This window comes from Streptomyces sp. NPDC028907, from assembly GCF_055564995.1.
Window position 1 is genome coordinate 41,149 of record NZ_JBVHVE010000027.1, and the last position, 19,238, is coordinate 60,386.

General features: G+C 70.0%; 21 protein-coding genes. 9 read left to right on the plus strand and 12 right to left on the minus strand.

All coding sequences use genetic code 11. The features are described from left to right. Positions 1-32: 32 nt before the first annotated feature. Complete coding sequence (locus ACZ4UU_RS43695) at positions 33-1,304, plus strand: LmeA family phospholipid-binding protein (RefSeq protein WP_471909015.1); 1,272 nt, start codon at positions 33-35, stop codon at positions 1,302-1,304. Between the two features lie 132 nt (positions 1,305-1,436). Here the strand turns inward: ACZ4UU_RS43695 and ACZ4UU_RS43700 are convergent, their stop codons facing one another. The 6 genes from ACZ4UU_RS43700 to ACZ4UU_RS43725 form a co-directional block, all read right to left on the minus strand. Then, complete coding sequence (locus ACZ4UU_RS43700) at positions 1,437-2,177, minus strand: carbonic anhydrase (protein WP_471909016.1); 741 nt, start codon at positions 2,175-2,177, stop codon at positions 1,437-1,439. Positions 2,178-2,328: 151 nt separating this feature from the next. After that, positions 2,329-4,398 carry a pectinesterase family protein gene (locus ACZ4UU_RS43705; RefSeq protein ID WP_471909017.1) on the minus strand — a complete coding sequence of 690 codons (2,070 nt, stop codon included), beginning with the start codon at positions 4,396-4,398 and terminating at the stop codon, positions 2,329-2,331. Between the two features lie 88 nt (positions 4,399-4,486). Continuing rightward, positions 4,487-5,353, minus strand: coding sequence for a hypothetical protein (locus tag ACZ4UU_RS43710; protein WP_471909018.1), 867 nt, complete (start codon positions 5,351-5,353; stop codon positions 4,487-4,489). A gap of 180 nt (positions 5,354-5,533) precedes the next feature. After that, positions 5,534-6,466, minus strand: a complete 933-nt coding sequence (locus ACZ4UU_RS43715; RefSeq protein WP_471909019.1) for an aminoglycoside phosphotransferase family protein — start codon at positions 6,464-6,466, stop codon at positions 5,534-5,536. A 395-nt stretch (positions 6,467-6,861) separates the two neighbouring features. After that, entirely contained in the window at positions 6,862-7,149 is a 288-nt protein-coding gene (locus ACZ4UU_RS43720) for a hypothetical protein (protein ID WP_471909020.1), read from the minus strand. Then, positions 7,146-7,409, minus strand: a complete 264-nt coding sequence (locus tag ACZ4UU_RS43725) for a hypothetical protein (RefSeq protein ID WP_471909021.1) — start codon at positions 7,407-7,409, stop codon at positions 7,146-7,148. Before ACZ4UU_RS43725 ends, ACZ4UU_RS43720 begins: the two co-directional genes overlap by 4 nt. A 189-nt stretch (positions 7,410-7,598) precedes the next feature. Here ACZ4UU_RS43725 and ACZ4UU_RS43730 point away from each other — a divergent pair, with 189 nt between their 5' ends. From ACZ4UU_RS43730 to ACZ4UU_RS43750, 5 genes are all read left to right on the plus strand, one after another. Next, positions 7,599-8,423: a helix-turn-helix domain-containing protein gene (locus ACZ4UU_RS43730; protein WP_471909022.1), complete on the plus strand. Its 825-nt coding sequence runs from the start codon at positions 7,599-7,601 to the stop codon at positions 8,421-8,423. Continuing rightward, positions 8,420-8,623, plus strand: coding sequence for a DUF397 domain-containing protein (locus ACZ4UU_RS43735; RefSeq protein WP_471909023.1), 204 nt, complete (start codon positions 8,420-8,422; stop codon positions 8,621-8,623). Before ACZ4UU_RS43730 ends, ACZ4UU_RS43735 begins: the two co-directional genes overlap by 4 nt. After that, positions 8,620-8,817: a DUF397 domain-containing protein gene (locus ACZ4UU_RS43740; protein WP_471909024.1), complete on the plus strand. Its 198-nt coding sequence runs from the start codon at positions 8,620-8,622 to the stop codon at positions 8,815-8,817. Before ACZ4UU_RS43735 ends, ACZ4UU_RS43740 begins: the two co-directional genes overlap by 4 nt. A 62-nt stretch (positions 8,818-8,879) precedes the next feature. Further along, positions 8,880-9,608: an ABC transporter ATP-binding protein gene (locus ACZ4UU_RS43745; RefSeq protein ID WP_471909025.1), complete on the plus strand. Its 729-nt coding sequence runs from the start codon at positions 8,880-8,882 to the stop codon at positions 9,606-9,608. Beyond that, positions 9,605-10,705: an ABC transporter permease gene (locus tag ACZ4UU_RS43750; protein WP_471909026.1), complete on the plus strand. Its 1,101-nt coding sequence runs from the start codon at positions 9,605-9,607 to the stop codon at positions 10,703-10,705. The genes ACZ4UU_RS43745 and ACZ4UU_RS43750 overlap by 4 nt, the downstream gene beginning before the upstream one ends. A 189-nt stretch (positions 10,706-10,894) precedes the next feature. On the opposite strand, the gene ACZ4UU_RS43755 is transcribed toward ACZ4UU_RS43750, so the two are convergent. The 6 genes from ACZ4UU_RS43755 to ACZ4UU_RS43780 all read right to left on the minus strand — a co-directional run bounded on the left by ACZ4UU_RS43755 (position 10,895) and on the right by ACZ4UU_RS43780 (position 16,545). After that, a complete protein-coding gene (locus ACZ4UU_RS43755) occupies positions 10,895-12,340 on the minus strand; it encodes a HAMP domain-containing sensor histidine kinase (protein WP_471909027.1) in 1,446 nt (481 codons plus the stop codon). Then, positions 12,337-13,071, minus strand: coding sequence for a response regulator transcription factor (locus tag ACZ4UU_RS43760; RefSeq protein ID WP_471909028.1), 735 nt, complete (start codon positions 13,069-13,071; stop codon positions 12,337-12,339). Before ACZ4UU_RS43760 ends, ACZ4UU_RS43755 begins: the two co-directional genes overlap by 4 nt. An 80-nt stretch (positions 13,072-13,151) precedes the next feature. Further along, positions 13,152-13,340 (minus strand): hypothetical protein, encoded by a 189-nt coding sequence (locus ACZ4UU_RS43765; RefSeq protein WP_471909029.1) that lies wholly within the window; start codon positions 13,338-13,340, stop codon positions 13,152-13,154. A 32-nt stretch (positions 13,341-13,372) separates the two neighbouring features. Beyond that, on the minus strand, positions 13,373-14,392 hold the full coding sequence (locus ACZ4UU_RS43770; RefSeq protein WP_471909030.1) for a S1C family serine protease: 1,020 nt from the start codon (positions 14,390-14,392) through the stop codon (positions 13,373-13,375). 233 nt (positions 14,393-14,625) lie between these two features. Continuing rightward, the gene (locus ACZ4UU_RS43775) at positions 14,626-15,648 is read right to left on the minus strand and encodes a LacI family DNA-binding transcriptional regulator (protein ID WP_471909031.1); all 1,023 of its coding nucleotides are present in this window, start codon (positions 15,646-15,648) and stop codon (positions 14,626-14,628) included. A gap of 117 nt (positions 15,649-15,765) precedes the next feature. After that, a complete protein-coding gene (locus ACZ4UU_RS43780; protein ID WP_234767045.1) occupies positions 15,766-16,545 on the minus strand; it encodes a winged helix-turn-helix transcriptional regulator in 780 nt (259 codons plus the stop codon). A 182-nt stretch (positions 16,546-16,727) separates the two neighbouring features. Between ACZ4UU_RS43780 and ACZ4UU_RS43785 the strand changes: the two genes are divergently transcribed. From ACZ4UU_RS43785 to ACZ4UU_RS43795, 3 genes are read left to right on the plus strand one after another with little or no spacing between them, the layout of a single operon-like run. Continuing rightward, a complete protein-coding gene (locus ACZ4UU_RS43785) occupies positions 16,728-17,609 on the plus strand; it encodes an alpha/beta hydrolase (RefSeq protein ID WP_471909032.1) in 882 nt (293 codons plus the stop codon). A 37-nt stretch (positions 17,610-17,646) separates the two neighbouring features. After that, complete coding sequence (locus ACZ4UU_RS43790) at positions 17,647-17,901, plus strand: MoaD/ThiS family protein (protein WP_471909033.1); 255 nt, start codon at positions 17,647-17,649, stop codon at positions 17,899-17,901. A gap of 2 nt (positions 17,902-17,903) precedes the next feature. Then, a complete protein-coding gene (locus tag ACZ4UU_RS43795) occupies positions 17,904-19,133 on the plus strand; it encodes a hypothetical protein (protein WP_471909034.1) in 1,230 nt (409 codons plus the stop codon). Positions 19,134-19,238: the final 105 nt, after the last annotated feature.

The window sequence follows — 19,238 nt, forward strand, 5'->3', positions numbered from 1 at the left end:
GGTGGGGGGTGTGCGCATGGTCGGATGGGCCGATGCGTTCCCCCCACCACATAACGACGCATCCCTATACAAACCCCTACGAGGAGCTCGGCAGACTGGACGACGGTCCGACGACCGACGGCCCGATGACCGACGGTCCGCTGGGCGACAGCCCGCTGGACGAGTTCCTTCACGAGGACATACGGGAAGAGCCGGACGAGCGGGACGGTGCGGAGGCCCAGGACGATCCCTGGGCCCCGCCCAACCACCGCCGTAACGGCCGTCGCCGGCGCCGAGGCCGTTTCTCGGGGCTTTCGCTCGCGATGAAGGCAGTGGTCGGCGTCCTCGTCCTCGCCGCCTTCCTCACCCTCGCCGACCGCTGGGCCCTCCTCTACGCCGAGCGCAGAGCCGCGGACACCCTCAAGGACCGCCTGAACCTGGCGGCCGCCCCCGAGGTCCAGATCGACGGCTTTCCCTTCCTCACCCAGGTCGTCGACGAGCGGCTGGACTCGGTGAAGGTGACCGTCCCCGACGTGGCCGCCGACCGGGTCTCGCTCGCCCAGGTGACGGCGACGGCACGGGACGTACGCCTCGACACCGACGGCCCGACCTCGGTGCGCGGCGCCGACGTCCCCCATCTGGAGGGCGACGTCCTGCTCTCCTTCGCCGACCTGAACCGTGAACTCGGCGCCTCCCAGGTGACGTTCACCGGCGAGGGCCACGACCGGGTCCGGGCGCGCGGCACCCTGTCGGTCGCCGGGCACGACCTCAGCCTGCGTGCCGAGGCCCGGATCGTGCGCAACGGCGACCGCGGCATCGCCACGCACATCGGCGGCATGCGCCTGGACATCGGCGACCTGGCCACGTACCGCCCCGGCGCCCGCACGTCGGAGGGCCTGCACCTGAGCCGGAAGTCGGCGGCCCGCCTCGCCCACGAGACCCGCAAGGCGAAGGCGCTCCTGTCGATCCCGTCGGTCGTACGGCGCCTCGGAGTGCCTGACTCGGTCGTCCGCGCGGCCCTGCGCAACGAGTCCAAGCTGACCGACCTGACCGGCACCCCGCGCTTCATCCACCAGGCCATGCGGCTGAACCTCATCGACCTGGCCCTCGACCACCCCCAGCTCCTGGGGCTCCTTGGCTTCGACCCCGCCCTCCTCGACGCGCTGCCCCGCCTCACCCGCCCGGTCCTCGCCGACCAGCTCTCCCTGGGCTTCCGCCTCCCGGAACCGCCGAGCGGGCAGGTGCGGTTGCGGGACGTGCGGGTGGAGGAGGACGGGATCAGGGTGCGGTTGGAGGGGACGGGGCTGGCGATCGGCGGGAAATAGGTCCGGTGGGTTCGGAAATAAGACCTGTGTGAATTCCGGTTCCAGCGGGGGCTGGGGCGGCGGCGTGGACGGAGGAGACGCCGGTCCTCCGACGCTGACCGCCACGCCCGGTCGGCCCCGGCCCTCTCGGGGTCAGACGACCCGGTTGACCCGCTGCGTGGTCAGGTCGTAGCGCGCGCCCACGACGGCCAGCTTGCCCTTGTCGACCATCGCGGCGAGGTCGGGCTCCGCGGCGAGGCGGGCGCGGACGGCTCGCACGTTGGCGTCGATCGTGGAGACGATGCGGGCGTCGCCCTCCTTCGTGTGATCGATGTTGGGGGCGATCTGGTCCGCGAGGTACTGGATGTGCGCCGGCAGCCGCTCACCGGTCTCGTCCGCCTTGACGGCGGCGGTCACGGCGCCGCACGACTGGTGTCCCAGCACCACGATCAACGGTGTCCCGAGCTCCAGCGGACCGTAGGCGATGCTGCCGAGGACGGCCTCGTCCAGGACCTCGCCGGCGGATCGCACGACGAACAGGTCGCCGAGCCCCTGGTCGAAGACCAGCTCCGGCGGGACCCGGGAGTCTATGCAGCCGAGGACGACGGCGAAGGGGTGCTGACCCGTCGTCAGGGCCTGCCGCACGGCGGGCGACTCGTCGGGGTGCCGTTCACGGAAGGTGCGCCAGCGCCGGTTGCCCGCAGCGAGCTCGCGCAGGGCCTCCTCGGGCGTGCCGGGGCGGTGACGCCTGGGGGCGGTGGGGGTCGCGGAGGCGGGAACGGCGCCGAGGGCGGCGGTGGCCCCCAGCGCCGCGGTCCCGGTGAGCCCGAACCGCAGGAGTGCGCGGCGGGCGGGAGAAGGATGGGCGAGCCGCTTGGCTCTGTCAGAGTTCACGGAGTGGAACGTACGCCCGGAATTCGAACCAGAATTTCACCTTGCTGAATCATGGGCGGGCGCGGAGAACTCATGATCGATCGATTGACCGTTCTTGACGATTCCCCGCGTCCGCCTTGACGTTGAACGGGCGAACGGCGGCTCGCAGAGCTCAGGAAGCCGTGGGTGTCCAGTCGCCCAGCCAGTCCGCGACCTCCTGCCCGGCGGCCTGCGCGTCGGTCAGATGCGGACGGTTGGAGCCGGCCGCACCGGAACCCGGGCCGGTGTTCTTGTACTCGGCGAACCGGTCGTCCTTCCAGGAGAAGCCGCTCATGTCCGTCCAGGGCGTGGACTTGACCGCCGCGCTGAGGGTCGTGTTGCGGACCGTCGTCTGGGGGTCGAGGGTCGCGTCGCCGCCCGCGTGCCAGGGGCGGCCCAGGTAGAAGCTGGACGCGGAGACGTCGCCGTTCACGGTCGAGTTGGCGATCAGGATGCCCTTGCGGTTCGCGGCCGTGCTGGGGGCGGTCACATAGCCGGCCGAGGTGCCGTCCCAGCGCTTCTTCAGCGTGATGACGGACCTGTCGATCACGGCCGACGCCCGGCCGAAGATGAAGTCGACGTTGCCGATGACGTAGGAGTTCCTGACGTACACCCGGCCGAGCCTGTCCTTCGCGGCCGTGTCCAGCAGCAGCGTGTCCTGGTCGCCCTCGGTGATGATGCCGTCCAGGAACACCTTGTCGGCGGCGGTGCGCAGGGCCACGGCCTGATGGCCGCTCAGGTTCTGGTTCGCCCTCTCGTCGAAGTCGTTGGAGATGGTCAGGTTGCGGGCCTGGAAGTCGTCGGCCTCGACGGCGACGGTGGCGCTGCCGCCGGTGCCGTAGGTGCCGCCGCCCGGCTTCGGCGTCCCGGCCGCGTTGTTGTAGACGATCACCGTGTCCTTGCGGCTGCCTCCGGTGCCCTGGATGGTGACGTGCGGCTTGTTGGAAGGCACCTTGACTGTCTCCCGGTACGTGCCCGGCTTGACGGCGATCACGACCCGGGAGGCGTTGTTCGCGGGTACGGCGTTCACTGCGGCCTGCACGGTCGAGTACTGCCCGCTGCCGTCCTTGGCCACGGTGAGGGTCGTGGCGGCCGCCTTGGCCGTGGCCGTCGTGCCGATGGAACTACGCGGCCCCGCACCCGACTTGAGCAGAGACGGCACATCGGCCGTCTTGTCGAGGGTGTAGCCGTAGAAGCTCTTCGGGTCGAAGGCCGTGCCACCGCTCTCGTTGCGCCCGCTGGTCCCGACGAACGTGTTGCCCCTCTGCACCAGGGCGGCCGTGCCGTCCTTGGTGACGGGGTTGTTCATGCCCTGGAAGTAGGAGTTCTCCAGGACCATCTTGGTCCTGCCCCGCGAGTAGTTGCCGTACGACGACTTGATGTCCGTCCCCGCCACGTCCTCCAGGAAGTTGTTGTAGAGGTGCGCGTGGGCGGCGTTGTCGGTGGACGGATTGCGCTGCTCGGTCTCGCGGATCCAGTTGTGGTGGATCGTGATGTCCGTCCTGACGTTCTCGGTCCAGCCGATGCCGAAGGTCTTGTTGTTCTGGCTCAGCTTGTTCCAGGACACGGTCACGTTCGTGCTGTCCTTGCGCACGTCGATGAGCCCGTCGGCCATGTGGCGCAGGTCGTTGTGGTCGATCCACACATGGTGGGCGCCGTCCATCTGGATCGCGTCGAAGTCGTGGTCCTTGTCGTTCCAGATGCCCTGGTACGCGTCCCGGATGGTCAGGTTCCGGATGATGACGTTGTGGACCCCTTGGCCGAGGAAGAAGCCGCCCCCGACGATGTGCCCTGACGTCCCGGCCCCGACGATGGTCTTGTCCGACCGGACCTTGATCTCTTTCCCGACCGGGTTCATGTTGATGGTCCCGGCGACGACGATGACGTACGGCTCGGCGGCCGTCGCGTACTTCTCCAGGTCGGCCTGCGTCTTTACGGTGACGATCTGCCCGTCCCGCCCACCGTAAGTGCCGTTCTGTCCGAGGGAGTTGACGGAGGCGAAGCCGTCGGCGGTGGCGGTGGCCCAGGCGGGGGCGGAGGAGGTCGCGGCGGACGCCTGCTGCTGGGCGTCGGCGCCGAGAAGGCCGAGGTCAGTGCCGTAGGCGAGGGTGCCGGCGGCGGTCAGGGCGAGGGGGACCCCGACCGCCAGGGCCTTGTGGCTTCTGCGGTGCCGGGGCCGGGCCTTGCTGTGCTGCTCACTCATGCGGCGATCCGTTCCGTGCGGGGGGATGATCCGGGGACCAGTCGCCGCCCCGCACGGAATGGTTGCCGCCTTTGAGTGCCCTACTCGCCTACTTGGTGCAGGTGTTGGGGTCCAGCTTCTCCTCGATCTTGTCCTCGCGGCCGTCGGGCTGGCCGTTGGGCAGGAGCTTGTCGGAGACGCCGTCGATGTAGTACCCGTACGAGTAGATCGTCTTCCAGCTCGCGTCCCGGCCGCGCCAGGTGTGGGCGGTGACGTCGCCGTCACCCTTGTTCCACTGGTAGTCCTCGACGTAGAAGACCGGGTTCACGCGCACCACGCGCTGGTACGGCGTCCAGGTCACGGCCACCTGTCGGCACGGGGGGATGGTCTTCTCGCTGCGGGTCTCGAACCTGGACTCCTTCTCCCAGCCCCACTCGTAACCGGCGCTGCCGCCCACGCTGCCCGAGAAGATGCTCTTGGCGAGGGAGAGGCTGATGGTGCCCCCGACGCTCTTCTTGGCGAACGTCTTGGTGCCGTAGCTGCTGACGAACGTCTCCTTGTCGTCCGCCGAGCCCCGGTTGCCGATCCACCGGGACGTGCGGACCGGCTCGCCCTTGATGGACCAGGTCGAGGCCTCGGCGTACCCGCACCAGCCGCGGAACAGCTCCCACGGCCCGGCGGGCAGCCACAGGCCGACGACGTCCCGCAGGTACTCGTCACGGGTCTTGAACTCGCCGGTGTCGACGTTGAGGGCGCCGTAGACGCCCGTCAGGCTGCCCTCCTGGCTGCAGAGCCGCTCGATCATCAGGTCGGTGTTGCCGGGGTCGACGCCCCGGACGTTCTGGGCGCCTCCGGGACCGGCCGCCTGGGCGGAACCGGCACCCGCCAGCACGCCGGATATGGCGAGGGCGGCGGAGGCGATGCTCAGGGCGCTCTTCTTGAGCACCGATGTTGTCGAAGTGCGAATGAGTCGCATGGGGGTGGCTCACTCCTGTGGTCTGTGCACAGGCGCCGGCAGGCACCTGCCTGTCTGACAGCCAGGAAGATTTCAGAGAACTCACGGGTAGGGGGCGGAATCAGGTGAGGATGACAGGACATCGACAGCTTTTCAGGGAGTGTCTGACGCCATTTGATGCCTTATATCCATGTGGCGTGCTTACGTGAGCAACTCCGCCAACCGGTCCGCGAATTCGACGAGCCAGTCCCGCCGTGCTCCTCCGCGGGCGGCCCGGAACCCGTGACGGCGACCATGGAACGCGGCCTGCACGGCATGGAACTGCGCCCAGCGCCGTACCCGTTCGCGATCAAGAACGGCGAACTCGGCGAAGACGTCCAGGACGCGGTGAACCGCCTTCTCCAGGTCGTCCGCCTGGAGGAGGGCCGGCGCGCGGGACTTGAGCAGGGTGCCGCCGTCGTAGGCCGGATCGCCCACCAGCCCCTTGGGGTCCACCGCCAGCCAGGGCTCGCGGTCGCCGCGCAGGATGTTCCGGGCGTGCAGATCGCCGTGGATGACGGTCTCCAGCCGCTCGCGGCCCAGCTCGCGCGCCGTCGCCACAGCCGCGTCCAGTACCCGCCCCGGCAAGACGTGGGCCAGTTCCCCGGCGTCCCTGAGCAACTCCTCCTCCCAGGCCCCGGCCCGCTCCCGCAGCCGGGGCAGTCCGTGCAGCTCGGGCGGTGCGGGGATGGCCAGCCGGTGACTGAGCCGACCGGCGACGGCCACGACCTCGTCGCTGTCCTCGATCTCGGCCAGGGTCGAAGTGTGTGCCCGTTCGAGCAGCATCGCGAACCGCTTGTCGTCGCGCTTGTGCAGCAGCACGGCCCCGCGCCCGCCCCACACCGCGAACGCGTCCGGCTCATGGACGTTTCCGGGGTGCGGGAACGACACCTTCAGTACGGCGGCGGCATGGCCCTCGTGCCGGACCGGGACGATGACGCCGACGCCGCCGTGCATCACGTCCCCGTCCGGTACGCAGTCCCAGCGGGCCAGCAACCCGCCGACGATGGCGGGCAGTTCGGCGATCCAGCCCGCTCCGGGATCCCCCTCGCGTTCGATGGTGCTGCGCGCGAACGTCTCCGGTACGGCGATCATTCGGGCACTTTACGGGAGCCGCTGTCCTTCGGTCCGCTTGAAGCTTTGGCGACCTGCGAGAGCCCGGGCCTGACCGAAAGCAGCTACTGACGTTGATCACGACGTGGCGGTTGGGCGCTCACCCACACCTGCCCGCGTCGATCGGCCGGTTGTCGGCGTCGTAGGCATTCCCGTCCGCGTCACGGAACCATGCCTTCGGTGTGGCCCTCGGTCACCCGCCTGACCGTCATCTCCACCTCGTCCAGATAGCCGGGCGTGGCGCAGGCGCAGGCGAAGGGGAACCACTTGTCGGTCACGGCGCCGAGCGCCGCCTGATCGAAGTCGGCCGCCGCGCTGAGCCAGTCCTGCTCGGAAGGCCTGCAGCCAGTCCGGACGGCGATGCAGGGCCGGGCGGGTCACCTCTCACCCGCCTCGATGCGTTCACCACGGCTGACCGCGATACGGAGTACGTCCTCCAGGGACTCCGTGGCACGAGTGAGCGCGAAGCGCACCGCGCGCTCTCCTGCCTTGGCGTCGGAGAGGACGGCCCTGGCTCCGGCGAGTACCTGTTCGCCCGAGTCCAGCTGGGCCGCCTCCATGTCGTCGGCGAGCCGGGAGAGTCTGCTGTCTTCGCTGTCGGCGCTGAGGTAGCAGACTTTGCCGTCGGGGGTGGTCCAGGGGAGGAGGCGGAGTTCAGTGCTCATGCAGAGACCTCCTCGCCGTGGTTGCGGCGCGGGCCGGCGTCGATGCCGTAGGCGACGGCCCAGAGGGCGCGGCGACGCTGCAGGATGCGTTCGCGCTCGCAGCGGCATGGATGGACGGGGTGGTGGGGTGGTGCGGGCAACCGCCGTTCAATGAGCGGGGGTTGGGGCAGGGCCGCTCGATGCCGTCCCCGGCTGGGCAGCAGTACTCGTACGAGTGCGATCAGTAGCGATTTCATGAGTCCGGCGGTACGTTCGCGCATGTCGGCGCTCCTTGGGGTTTTACGCGTCGGCCACGCCCCCGGGCCGAGGTGCATCGGCTGCGGGGGTTTTGGCATGGCGGGGGTCTGACGAGCGGTGATTACCGTTCGTGGCTCGATCGTCACAGGTTCGGCGTACGCTGCGGAAGAGGTTTGGTGTTGTCTGGCGCGCAGGCAACGGGGAGGGGTGACGTGGGCGAAAAGGTTGACGGTGAGCCGGTTTCCGGGCGGGCGATGTTGGGGCAGACGCTGAAGGTTCTGCGGGAGAAGGCCGGTAAGTCACTGGGGCAGTTGGCCGACGAAACCGGGTACGAGAAGAGCTATCTGAGCCGGCTGGAGTCCGGGGAGCGGCTGTCCAAGGTGACGGTCATGGAGGACCTGGATGGGTACTACGGCACCGGTGACCTGCTCTTAAGTCACTGGAAGGCGGCTCGGCTGGACGCGTTCAAGGACCAGTACAAGCGGTTCATGGGGCTGGAGACGACGGCTCGGATCATGTGGATGTTCACGCCTGGTGTGCCGGGCCTCTTGCAGACCGAGGAATTTGCCCGGGAGGTGTTGTCTGGGCCTCAGACAACACCTGAGGACGTCGATCTGGTCGAGGAACAGGTGGCGGCTCGTATCGGGCGGCAGTACCTACTGCGGCAGAAGCCGGAGCCCAACGTCCGCATCATCATGGACGAGTACGCGTTCCGGCGTACCGCGGCTCTCCCGAAGACATGGGAGGACCAACTGCTCCGCGTTGAGGCCGTGGCGATGTGGCCGAACGTGACACTTCAGGTGTTGCCCTTCGCGGCAGGCGTTCACCACCACATGAGCGCTTCGCTGACCCTGCTGTGGCAGAAGGACGGAAGCGGTGTTGCCTACTCGGAAGGCAACGACTGGGGCCAGTTGATCGAGGAACCGGACGGCGTCCTGCGGCACCGTTTGTCCTACGATCGGCTCCGGGACCTGGCGTTGTCCCCGTTGGACTCGCTCGCGTTCATCCGGGACGTACTGGAGGAGCACAGATCATGAAGCACACCCCCGACCTCAGCACCGCTGTCTGGCGCAAGTCGAGCTACAGCGACGGGGGAGCCAACAACTGCGTCGAGGTAGCCGACGGCCACCCGGGCGTCGTCCCCGTCCGCGACAGCAAGACCCCGACCGCCCGCCCGCTGATCCTGTCGGCGTCGTCCTGGTCCGCGTTTGTGCGTGGAGTGAAGGGATCCGTGTGACCCCCGACCTGGCCACCGCCGTGTGGCGCAAGTCGACTTACAGCGACGGGGGAGCGTCGAACTGCGTCGAGGTCGCCGACGGCTACCCCGGCGTCGTCCCCGTCCGCGACAGCAAGACCCCGACCGCCCGCCCCCTGATCCTCTCGGCGGCCTCCTGGTCCGCGTTCCTGCGCGGCGTGAAGGAGACCGCGTAATCCCCAACCGGAACCCTCCGCTCCCCACCTGAGCCGATCATTCCGGGTTAACGTCGGTCGTTATGGCCACCGATGCGATCACAGTCGAAGGACTGCGCAAGCGGTACGGGGATGTCCAGGCGGTCGACGGGGTCTCGTTCGAGGTCGAGCGCGGCGAGTTCTACGGCATTCTCGGACCGAACGGCGCGGGCAAGACGACCACCCTGGAGATCATCGAGGGACTGCGTGAGCCCGACGACGGCACCGTCACCGTGCTCGGCGAGGCGTCCTGGCCGCGCAACCAGGCCCTGTTGCCGCGGATCGGCGTCCAACTCCAGTCGTCCGCCTTCTTCGAGCGGCTCACCGCGCGCGAGCAGATCCACACCTTCGCCTCGCTCTACGGCGTCCCCGGGGCCCGCGCCGACGCGATGCTGGAGAAGGTCGGCCTGACCGAGAAGGCCGGCGTTCGCGCCGAAAAGCTCTCCGGCGGCCAGATGCAACGGCTCTCCATCGCCTGCGCGCTCGTCCACGACCCGGAGCTGGTCTTCCTCGACGAGCCGACCACCGGCCTCGACCCGCAGGCACGCCGGAACCTGTGGGATCTCCTGCGCGCCATCAACGCCGACGGCCGCACCGTCGTCCTGACCACCCACTACATGGACGAGGCCGAGACGCTGTGCGACCGGGTGGCGGTGATGGACCACGGTCGAGTCCTGCGAGTCGGCCCGCCCGGCGACCTGATACGCGAGCTGGGGGTCGACTCCCTGGAGGACGTCTTCCTCCAGCTGACCGGACGGGAGTACCGCGAGTGAGGACGAGGAAGGGGGCGGGGACTCAGTCCTTCCGCAGCCTCACCAGGGCCATGACGCTGGGCCTGTTGCGCGACCGGACAGCCGTCTTCTTCATGCTGATCTTCCCTTTGATGTTCCTGTTGTTGCTCGGCACCCTCCTCAAGGACGCCGGAGTCTCCGAGTCGAAGGTGATCCAGGTCGGCGATGTCGCCGTCCTGGACAAGATGCCCGACAGCGAACGCGAGCAACTCCGTGACGTGCTGCGGATCGAGAAGACGGACGGCTCGGCGGCAGCCCGCGCGGACGCCCTGGAGAAGGTCCGCAAGGGCGACGCCGACGCCGCGGTCACCCAGACCGGGGGAAAGGTCGAACTGCGCTTCTCGGCGGCCGACCTGGTACGGGCGGGCAACGTGCGGGGCATCCTGGGATCGATCGTCGAACGGGCCAACCAGGCCGCGACCGGCCGGCCGCCCGCGTACACGCTGACGTCGGGGCAGGTCGAGGACGAGTCGACCAAGCCGATCCAGTTCCTCACCCCCGGCCTGCTCGGCTGGGCCGTGGCCATGGGCGCGGTGTTCGGCACCGCGCTCAACCTGGTCAGCTGGCGCAAGAAACGCATCCTGCGCCGACTGTGGCTCGCGCCCGTCAACGCCGGCTCGGTGATCGGCGCCCGCATCGGCGTGAACCTGGCGCTGGCCCTCGCCCAGACCGCGATCTTCCTGGGAGTGGCCACCCTGCCCTACTTCGGCCTGCGACTGACCGGCTACTGGTGGCTGTCCTTCCCGCTGATCCTGAGCGGCACGCTGGCCTTCATGTCCATCGGACTGGTCGTCGGCGCCCGGGCGAAGTCCGAGGAGGCCGCCAACGGCATGGCCCAGCTCGTCGTCCTCCCGATGGCCTTCCTCTCCGGCTCCTTCTTCCCGCTCGACTCCGCACCGCAGTGGCTTCGTACGGTGTCGCAGTTCCTGCCGCTCAAGCATCTCGGCGAGGCGCTGCAGGGCGTCCTGTCCCGCGGGGAAGGCTGGTCCGCGGCCCTGCCCGTCATCGCCGGCCTGCTCGCCTTCGCCGCCGTCCTGACCCTGCTCGCCGCCCGCCTGTTCCGCTGGGACGAGGCGTAACGCCATCGATTGAAGCGGGCGGGAAACCTGGACGGAAATGGGTTCGGCTCGGCCACGGTGATCTCATGAGTGCGGCTGTGGTCGTGGACACGGCGCGTCGAAGGCGGACACCGATCATGGCTGCACACGCTGCGGAACCCGATCCGACGATCGTGGTCGAAGAGGTCTTCTGGCAAGAAGCCGAGCCTCTTACGCTGCCTCCGGCGGAGGCGTAGGCGCCCCCGGCAACCGCACCGTAGCCACCGTCCCCCCGCCCTCCGCCCGCGCCAGCGTCACCTGACCGCCCGCCTGCTCGACCGTACGAGCCACGATCGACAGGCCCAGCCCCGAACCCGGCAGCGCACGCGCGCTCGGGGAGCGCCAGAAGCGGTCGAAGACGTGGGGGAGCTCGTCGGCGGGGATGCCGGGGCCGTGGTCGCGGACGGTGAGGACGCCGTTGTGCAGGGCGACCTCGATCGTGCTGCCCTCGGGGCTGAACTTCACCGCGTTGTCCAGGACGTTGACCACGGCGCGCTCCAGTGCCGCCGGTTCCGCGCGAACGTACCAGGGCTGGAGGTCGGCCGTGATCGTCAGTTCCGGGCCGCGGAGGCGGGCCCGGCGCAGGGCCGACTCCACCGTGTCCTCCAGCGAGATCACCTGGACGCGTTCGCCGCGCTGGCCCTCCGAGCGGGACAGTTCCTGCAAGTCGCCGATCAGCGCCGCCAGTTCGGTCATCTGCGCCTTCACCGAGGCGAGGAGGGCCTTGCGGTCGGCCTCGGGGATGGGGCGGCCGGTCTCCTCGCTGCGGGTGAGGAGCTCGATGTTGGTGCGCAGGGAGGTGAGGGGGGTGCGGAGTTCGTGGCCGGCGTCGGCGATGAGCTGCTGCTGGAGTTCGCGGGAGCTGGTCAGGGCGGAGGTCATGGAGTTGAAGGAGCGGGAGAGACGGGCGACCTCGTCCTCGCTCTCGTCCTCCACCGGGATCCGGACGCTCAGGTCCTCGGTACGGGCTACGTGTTCGACGGCCTCGGTCAGCTTGTCGACGGGGCGGAGCCCGGCGCGGGCTACTGCGAGGCCGGCTGCTCCGGCGCCGACTACTCCGATGCCGGAGACGAGGAGGAGGATCAGGGCGAGGTCGTTGAGGGTGGCCTGGGTGCCCTTCAGGGGTACGCCCACCACGAGGGCGGCGTCCGACTCGGCCCCGGTGACCGAGTCCCTGAGGGTGATGGGGAACGTCAGGACACGTAGGTCGTCGCCGTCCTCGTTGGTGCCGTTGCGGAAGAAGCCGTCGCCATCCCTCTTGATCGCGTCCTGGTCGGACTGCGTGACGTTGACGACGCCCAGCGAGTTCGGGAGGAGGCAGGGGGTTCCGTCAGCCTTGACCACCTGTGAGTAGGTGGTCCGGAAGTTGTTGAGTGTCTGCTGCGGAGTCTGCGTGCACTCGGTGTACGCGTCCCCGATCTGCGCGATCTGCTGCGGCCCTTTGATGGCCGCGACCCTCTTCAGGTCCTCGTCCACCTGCTCGTACAGCTTCCCCTGCACGATGAACCAGCACGTCACCGAAACCGCCGCCACCGCGAACGCCACCGCCGCCGCCACCAGCAGCGCCAGCCGTGACCGGATGGGCAGCGACCGGAACCGGCGCAGAACCCTGTTCACTCCGCCCCACCCTGCCGCAGCACATACCCCACGCCCCGCACCGTGTGGACGAGCCGTGGCTCGCCGCCCGCCTCGGTCTTGCGGCGCAGGTACATGACGTACACGTCGAGGGAGTTGGACGACGGCTCGAAGTCGAAGCCCCAGACCGCCTTGAGGATCTGCTCACGGGTCAGCACCTGGCGCGGATGCGCCATGAACATCTCCAGCAGCGTGAACTCCGTACGGGTCAGCTCCACCGGCCGCCCGCCCCGCATGACCTCCCGTGTGGCGAGGTCCATGCGCAGGTCGGCGAAGGTCAGCGCCTCGTCGTCCTCCGCCGGACCGGCGCCCGCCGCCGCGTACGAGCTGCGTCGCAGCAGCGCGCGGACCCGGGCGAAGAGCTCGTCGAGTTCGAAGGGCTTGACCAGGTAGTCGTCGGCCCCGGCGTCCAGCCCGGTCACGCGGTCGCCGACCGTGTCGCGGGCGGTCAGCATGAGGATCGGCGTCGTGTCCCCGGCGCCACGGATGCGGCGGGCGGCGGTCAGGCCGTCCATGCGGGGCATCTGGATGTCCAGGACGACCAGGTCGGGCCGGTAGGCGATCGCCTTCTCCAGGGCGTCGGCGCCGTCGACCGCGACCTCGGTGTCGTACCCCTCGAAGGCGAGGCTGCGCTGGAGTGCTTCACGCACCGCCGGCTCGTCGTCGACGATCAGGATGCGCTGCGGGTCACGGTCGCCATCGGCGGGGCTCATGGGCTCGGGATCCTCGGGGTGCGGTGGGACGGTGGGCTGAGCGGCTCAACGCCTTCAGCCTCGCATGATTCTCGGCCTGGTCAGCCTCGTACGGTACGGCGACGGCCGCGGGCGGCACCGGCCCTGCGGCCCGCGCCCGGGCGGGCGGTCGCCAGCTCCGGCGCCCGGGACGGGGCCGTGGGCGCGTGCAGGGCGCCGGCGACGGCCAGGGCGAGGGCGATGTCGGCCGCGCCGGCACCCGTCGCGGTGTGCTCAACCTGCTGGATCATGACGTACTCCTTCAGCTCAGGGCGCTACGAAGTCAGGTCTGCGAACCCGACCGCAGCTTCGCCAGGTCGGACTTGACGGTGTTGATCGGGATGGCGAAGCCGAGGCCCACGCTGCCCGCGTCGGACGAACCCGAGCCGGCGGCCGAGTACATCGCGGAGTTGATGCCGATGATGTTGCCGTTCATGTCGATCAGCGCGCCGCCGGAGTTGCCGGGGTTCAGGGACGCGTCCGTCTGGATCGCCTTGTACGTCGTCGTCGACGACCCGGTGTCGCCGTTGAACTGCTGGCCGCCGAACTCGAACGGCCAACCGCCGCCGCCCTGCTGCTGTTGCTGACCCTGGCTCTCGTCCGTCGAGACGGTCACGTCACGGTTGAGCGCGGACACGATGCCGCTGGTGACGGTGCCGGTCAGGCCCTCGGGGGAGCCGATCGCCACGACCTGGTCGCCGACCTGGACGCCGGAGGAGTCGCCGAGCGTGGCCGCCGTCAGCCCGGAGGCGTTCTGGAGCTTGATCAGCGCGAGGTCCTTGCCGCTGTCGGTGCCGACGACCTCGGCGGTGAACGTCTTGCCGTCGCTGGTGGTCACCTTGACCGAGGTCGCGCCGGAGACGACGTGGTTGTTGGTGACGATCTCGCCGTCACCGGTGATGATCACGCCGGAGCCGGTGGAGGACCCGGCGTTCGAGGTCGCGTTGATCTCGACGATGCTCGGGCTGACCGCCTTGGCGACCCCGGAGACCGTGCCCTTCTGGCTGGAGGGGACGACGTTGGTGCTGGTGGAACTGGAGGCCGCGACGGTGTCGTTGCCGGTCAGCTCCTGTATGCCGTACGCCGTGCCGCCCCCGATCGCGGCGGCGACGATCGCCACGGCCGCGATGAGAGCGACGGGACCACGGGGCCGCCGCCGTGCCCTCGGCTGGGCGACGGGTTCGGCGAGAAGAGCGGTCGGTGCCGTCGGCTGGTGCGCGGGCGGGGGCGGCCACTCCGGGTTCACGGGAGCGCCCTGGTACGGGTTGTCGTAGTCGCCGCTGCGGCGGAAGCTCTCGGTCATGGAAATGAGCTTGTCGCCCGATCATGAGAGCTTCCTGAGCACCGCCTGAGAAGCCCGGCAGAAGGCTGTATGCCCGATGTAAAGGCCGTTCAGGGCGGCTGGCTGAGGCTTCTCAGAAAGGCTTCATGCAGCCAACCAAGGGGCGCGGGGCTGTATCAATATGCGGCTCCGCCGCGTGGGCGCGAGCAACCACACACAACCGTCAGACGAATGACGGCTCAACCAGCGGAGCGCTACGCGCACCCACAAGACCGCCGCGTAACCAACCTCGACGGAAACACCTTCAACCGCTCCCGCCGGGACCCCGCAACTCGCAACCCGTCATCCAGCACAAGATCCACCGCGGCCCGAGCCATGGCCGACCGGTCCGAGGCGATCGTCGTCAGCGGCGGATCCGTCAACGCCGCCTCCTTGATGTCGTCGAACCCGGCGACGGCCAACTCCCCCGGCACGTCCAGCCGCAGCTCCCGCGCAGCCCGCAGCACACCGATGGCCTGGTCGTCGGTCGAACAGAAGATCGCGGGCGGCCGCCGCGGCCCGGACAGGATCTCCAGCGCTATGCGATACGCGTCGTAACGGTTGTACGGCGCCTCGAACAGCCGCCCCTCCGTGGGGACCCCCGCCTCGGACATCGCACGCCGCCACCCCTCGACGTGGTCGGAGACCGGGTCGCCGACCGCCGGGGTCTCCGCGGTGCCGCCCATACAGGCGACGTACTCGTACCCGTGCTCCAGCAGATGCCGTACGGCGAGCTGGGCGCCGCCCAGGTCGTCGGTGACGACGGCGACGTCGTCGATGGCCTCGGGCCGCTCGTGGAGGAGGACGACGCGGGCGTCCCAGGCCTCGATCTCGGCGGCGGCCAGGTCGTTCAGGGCGTGCGAGACGAGGATGAGTCCGGAGACCCGCATTCCGAGGAACGCCCGCAGATAGTGGACCTCGCGCTCGCCGACGTAGTCGGAGTTGCCGACGAGGACCATCTTTCCGCGCTCGGCGGCGGCCCACTCGACCGCGTGTGCCATCTCGCCGAAGAAGGGCTGGCGGGCGTCCGGCACGATCAGGCCTATGAGATCCGTGCGCCGCGAGGCCATCGCCTGGGCGACCCGGTCGGGCCGGTACCCCAGTTCCTTGATCGCGGCGAGGACACGCTCGCGCGTGGCCGGGGCGACCGGCCGGGGTCCGTTGTTGATGACGTAACTGACGACGGCAGTGGAAGTCCCTGCCAGCCGCGCCACGTCATCCCGAGTCACCTTGGCCACGCGCGGAGTCTACGCGGATGGACCTGCTCTGGGCAGGGCGTGAAGGCGCTCGCCTGGCGCCGGGCCGTCACTCTCCTGCGCGCGAGCGACGCCCTGTGCGCCCTGCCCGGGCGCCCGCTAGGCGTCGGCACGGACCTCGGCGCCGTCCAGAGCGGCCGTCTCGTCCGCATCCGCCGATTTTGCCCGGTCAGCCTTGGCCTTGGCCTCGTCGGCGGCGCGCTCGACCTTCTCGGGAGTAACGAATCGATAACCGACGTTCCGGACGGTTCCGATGAGCGACTCGTGCTCGGGGCCGAGCTTGGCGCGCAGCCGTCGTACGTGGACGTCGACCGTACGGGTGCCGCCGAAGTAGTCGTAGCCCCAGACCTCCTGGAGCAGCTGCGCCCGCGTGAAGACGCGGCCCGGGTGCTGGGCGAGGTACTTGAGGAGCTCGAACTCCTTGAAGGTGAGGTCGAGGACCCGGCCCTTGAGCTTGGCGCTGTACGTCGCCTCGTCCACCGACAGATCGCCGTTGCGGATCTCCATGGGGGAGTCGTCGCTGACGATCTGCTGCCGGCCCATGGCCAGCCGCAGCCGTGCCTCGACCTCGGCCGGACCGGCGGTGTCGAGGAGGACGTCGTCGATGCCCCAGTCGGCGGTGACGGCGGCGAGGCCGCCCTCGGTGACGACGAGGACGAGCGGACAGCCGGGGCCGGTCGAACGCAGGAGCTGGCACAGGCTGCGGACCTGCGGGAGGTCGCGGCGGCCGTCGATCAGGATGACGTCGGCACCGGGGGTGTCGACGAGTGCCGGGCCTTCCGCCGGAGCCACGCGCACGTTGTGCAGCAGCAGGCCAAGTGCGGGGAGCACCTCCGTCGACGGCTGGAGGGCATTGGTCAGGAGCAGCAGAGAACTCATACGTCTGGTTCCTCCTCGGTCCCTGCGAGGACGTGTGCGGTACGGAACTGCTCTGCGATCCCGAAAGGCCCCATACACGAGCGTTCGCCTGAGGTTTCCCGCGCCGTATACAACGCTTCCGAAAGCACAAAAGGACCCGGGGGCTACGCTGCCCGAGTCCTCTGCCCAGCAGAATAGCCGACATGAGCAACGGTCCGGCAGGTCATGTGGCACGATCCACGGTTCGTCCGCACTCTGAGACAACCAGACGTACACCTTTGCGGACGTTTCTGCACACCGACGACGGCGTGACCGTCGATTCCGTATACGACCCGGCCGCGGTTGTATACGACTCCTCGCGTCCACCTGCCGGTGACCTGGTGTTCGTCGTCGCCCATGGCTTCACGGGCGATGTGGATCGGCCGCATGTTCGACGGGTGGTGGAGGCCTTCGCCCGGTACGGGGCCGTCGTCACCTTCTCCTTCCGCGGGCACGGTGCCTCCGGTGGCCGTTCGACGGTCGGGGACCGCGAGGTGCTCGACCTGGCGGCCGCGGTGCGCTGGGCCCGCGAACTCGGGCACGCGCGCGTGGCGACCGTCGGCTTCTCCATGGGCGGCTCGGTGGTGCTGCGGCACGCGGTGCTGTACCGGCAGGGCGGGGAGGAGCGTGAAGGGAGTGAAGGGCGCGCGGGGGCGCATACGGACGCGGTGGTCTCGGTGAGTGCGCCGGCCCGCTGGTACTACCGGGGTACGGCTCCCATGCGGAAGCTCCACTGGCTGGTGACCCGGCCCGAGGGACGTCTGGTGGGCCGCTACGGATTCCGTACCCGCATTCACCACCGGGAGTGGAGCCCGGTGCCGCTCTCCCCGGTGGAGGCGGTCCCGAGGATCGCGCCCACCCCCTTGCTGATCGTGCACGGCGACCGCGACGGCTACTTCCCCCTCGACCACCCTCGGATGCTGGCCGAGGCGGCCGGTGACCACGGGGAACTCTGGCTGGAGCCCGGCATGGGCCACGCCGAGCACGCGGCCGACGACGAACTGCTGGCCCGCATCGGGGACTGGGCCGGCGCACAGGGCGGCTAGCCTGACGGAGTACACAGCCGAACGACAGAGGAACCGCATGCCCAAGGTCACGGTGCGCTACTGGGCCGCCGCGAAGGCCGCGGCCGGGATCGCCGAGGATCCGTTCGACGCGGCCACGCTCGCCGAGGCGCTCGACGCCGCCCGCGAGCGACACCCCGGTGAACTCGTGCGCGTCCTGCAGCGATGCTCGTTCCTCGTCGACGGTGACCCCGTGGGCACCCGCGAACATGAGACGGTACGGCTGGCCGACGGCGGCACGGTCGAGGTGCTCCCGCCGTTCGCAGGAGGGTGACGATGACCGACCAGCCGTATCAGGGGTACGACGGGTACGACCCGTATCAGCAGCCCGCGCCGCAGCAGGGATGGCCGGGCCAGCAGGCCTACGACGACCAGCAGGCAGCCCAGCAGCACACCCAGCAGTGGCAGGGGCAGACCTGGGAGACCCAGGTGCAGCCGCCGGTCCCGCCGGCCTCGGCCGCGGAGACGGCCTATCTGCCGTCGCAGGGGGCTGGTGTGCCGACCGCGGGGGCGTATGCGGGATACGGCGAGACCGGGCAGGGGTGGAGTGGCGTGCCGCAGGGTCAGGCTCCGGCCCACCCGCACACGCAGCCCTATGCCCAGCCGCAGGCCCAGCCCGGTCACGCTCAGCCGCCGGCTTACGCCCAGCAGGCCCCCGCCCCCGCCACCCCTGCCCAGCGCTCCCACGCCGAGAGGGAGCCCGAGCCGGGTCAGGGCCCCGGGTACGGCCCCGCGACCGTCGCCGGGAACTCCCGCATCACGGACGCCCAGCGGGCCCGGCTGGAGGGCCGTTCGCCGATCATCGAGCCGGGGATCCAGCCGGCCGGGCTGACGGCGCTGCTGGGGCTGCTGCTCTCGGGCGCGGCGGCCATCGGGTCGTACGCCCTCCTCGTCCCGCTCGTCGTCCTCCAGGCCGTGACGGCGGCGGGCTGGTTCCGGCTGAACGGCATGTGGCCCGCCCGGCAGGGCATCGCGCTGGCCTTCGCCGGGGCGCTGACCGCGGACGTGGCGTTGCTGGTGGCCGACCGCGCTCCGGCGGCGATCCTCGGCACGCTGGGGGTCTGGGTGCTGCTGACGCTGGTCCTCCAGCTCCGCTCGCACGCCGATCCGGACGAGCGGATGTACGGGCTGATGGCGACGGTGGTCTCGGCGGCGCTGGCGATCGTCGCGGGCGGCTATCTCGCGGCCGACGCGGATGCGGTGACCGTGGGGGCGGCGGCGGTCGCCGTCACGGTGCTGGTGCGTGCGCTGCCGTTGCCGACGGTGGCCTCGGTGGCGGTCGCCCTGCTCGCGGGGGCCGGTGCGGGCGGTGTGGCCGGTGCCATGGCCGGGGTGGGGTCCGGTGGGGCGCTGCTCGGAGCCGGGGCCGCGGTGTGCGCGCTCGTCGGGCATCGGGTGGCCGGCTACGACTACCCGTCGCGGTTCGTGCACTTCACGGCGGGGGTCGCGCTGCCCTTGGCGGCCGCGGCGCCGGCGGTGTACGTGCTGGGGCGTGCCCTGGCCTGAGCCCAGGGTTTCGCCCCCGCCGCCCCTACCCGTCCCATCCCTGGGGGCTGCGCCCCCAGACCCCCGCTGTCGGCCCTTCGGGCCTCGTCCTCAAACGCCGGACGG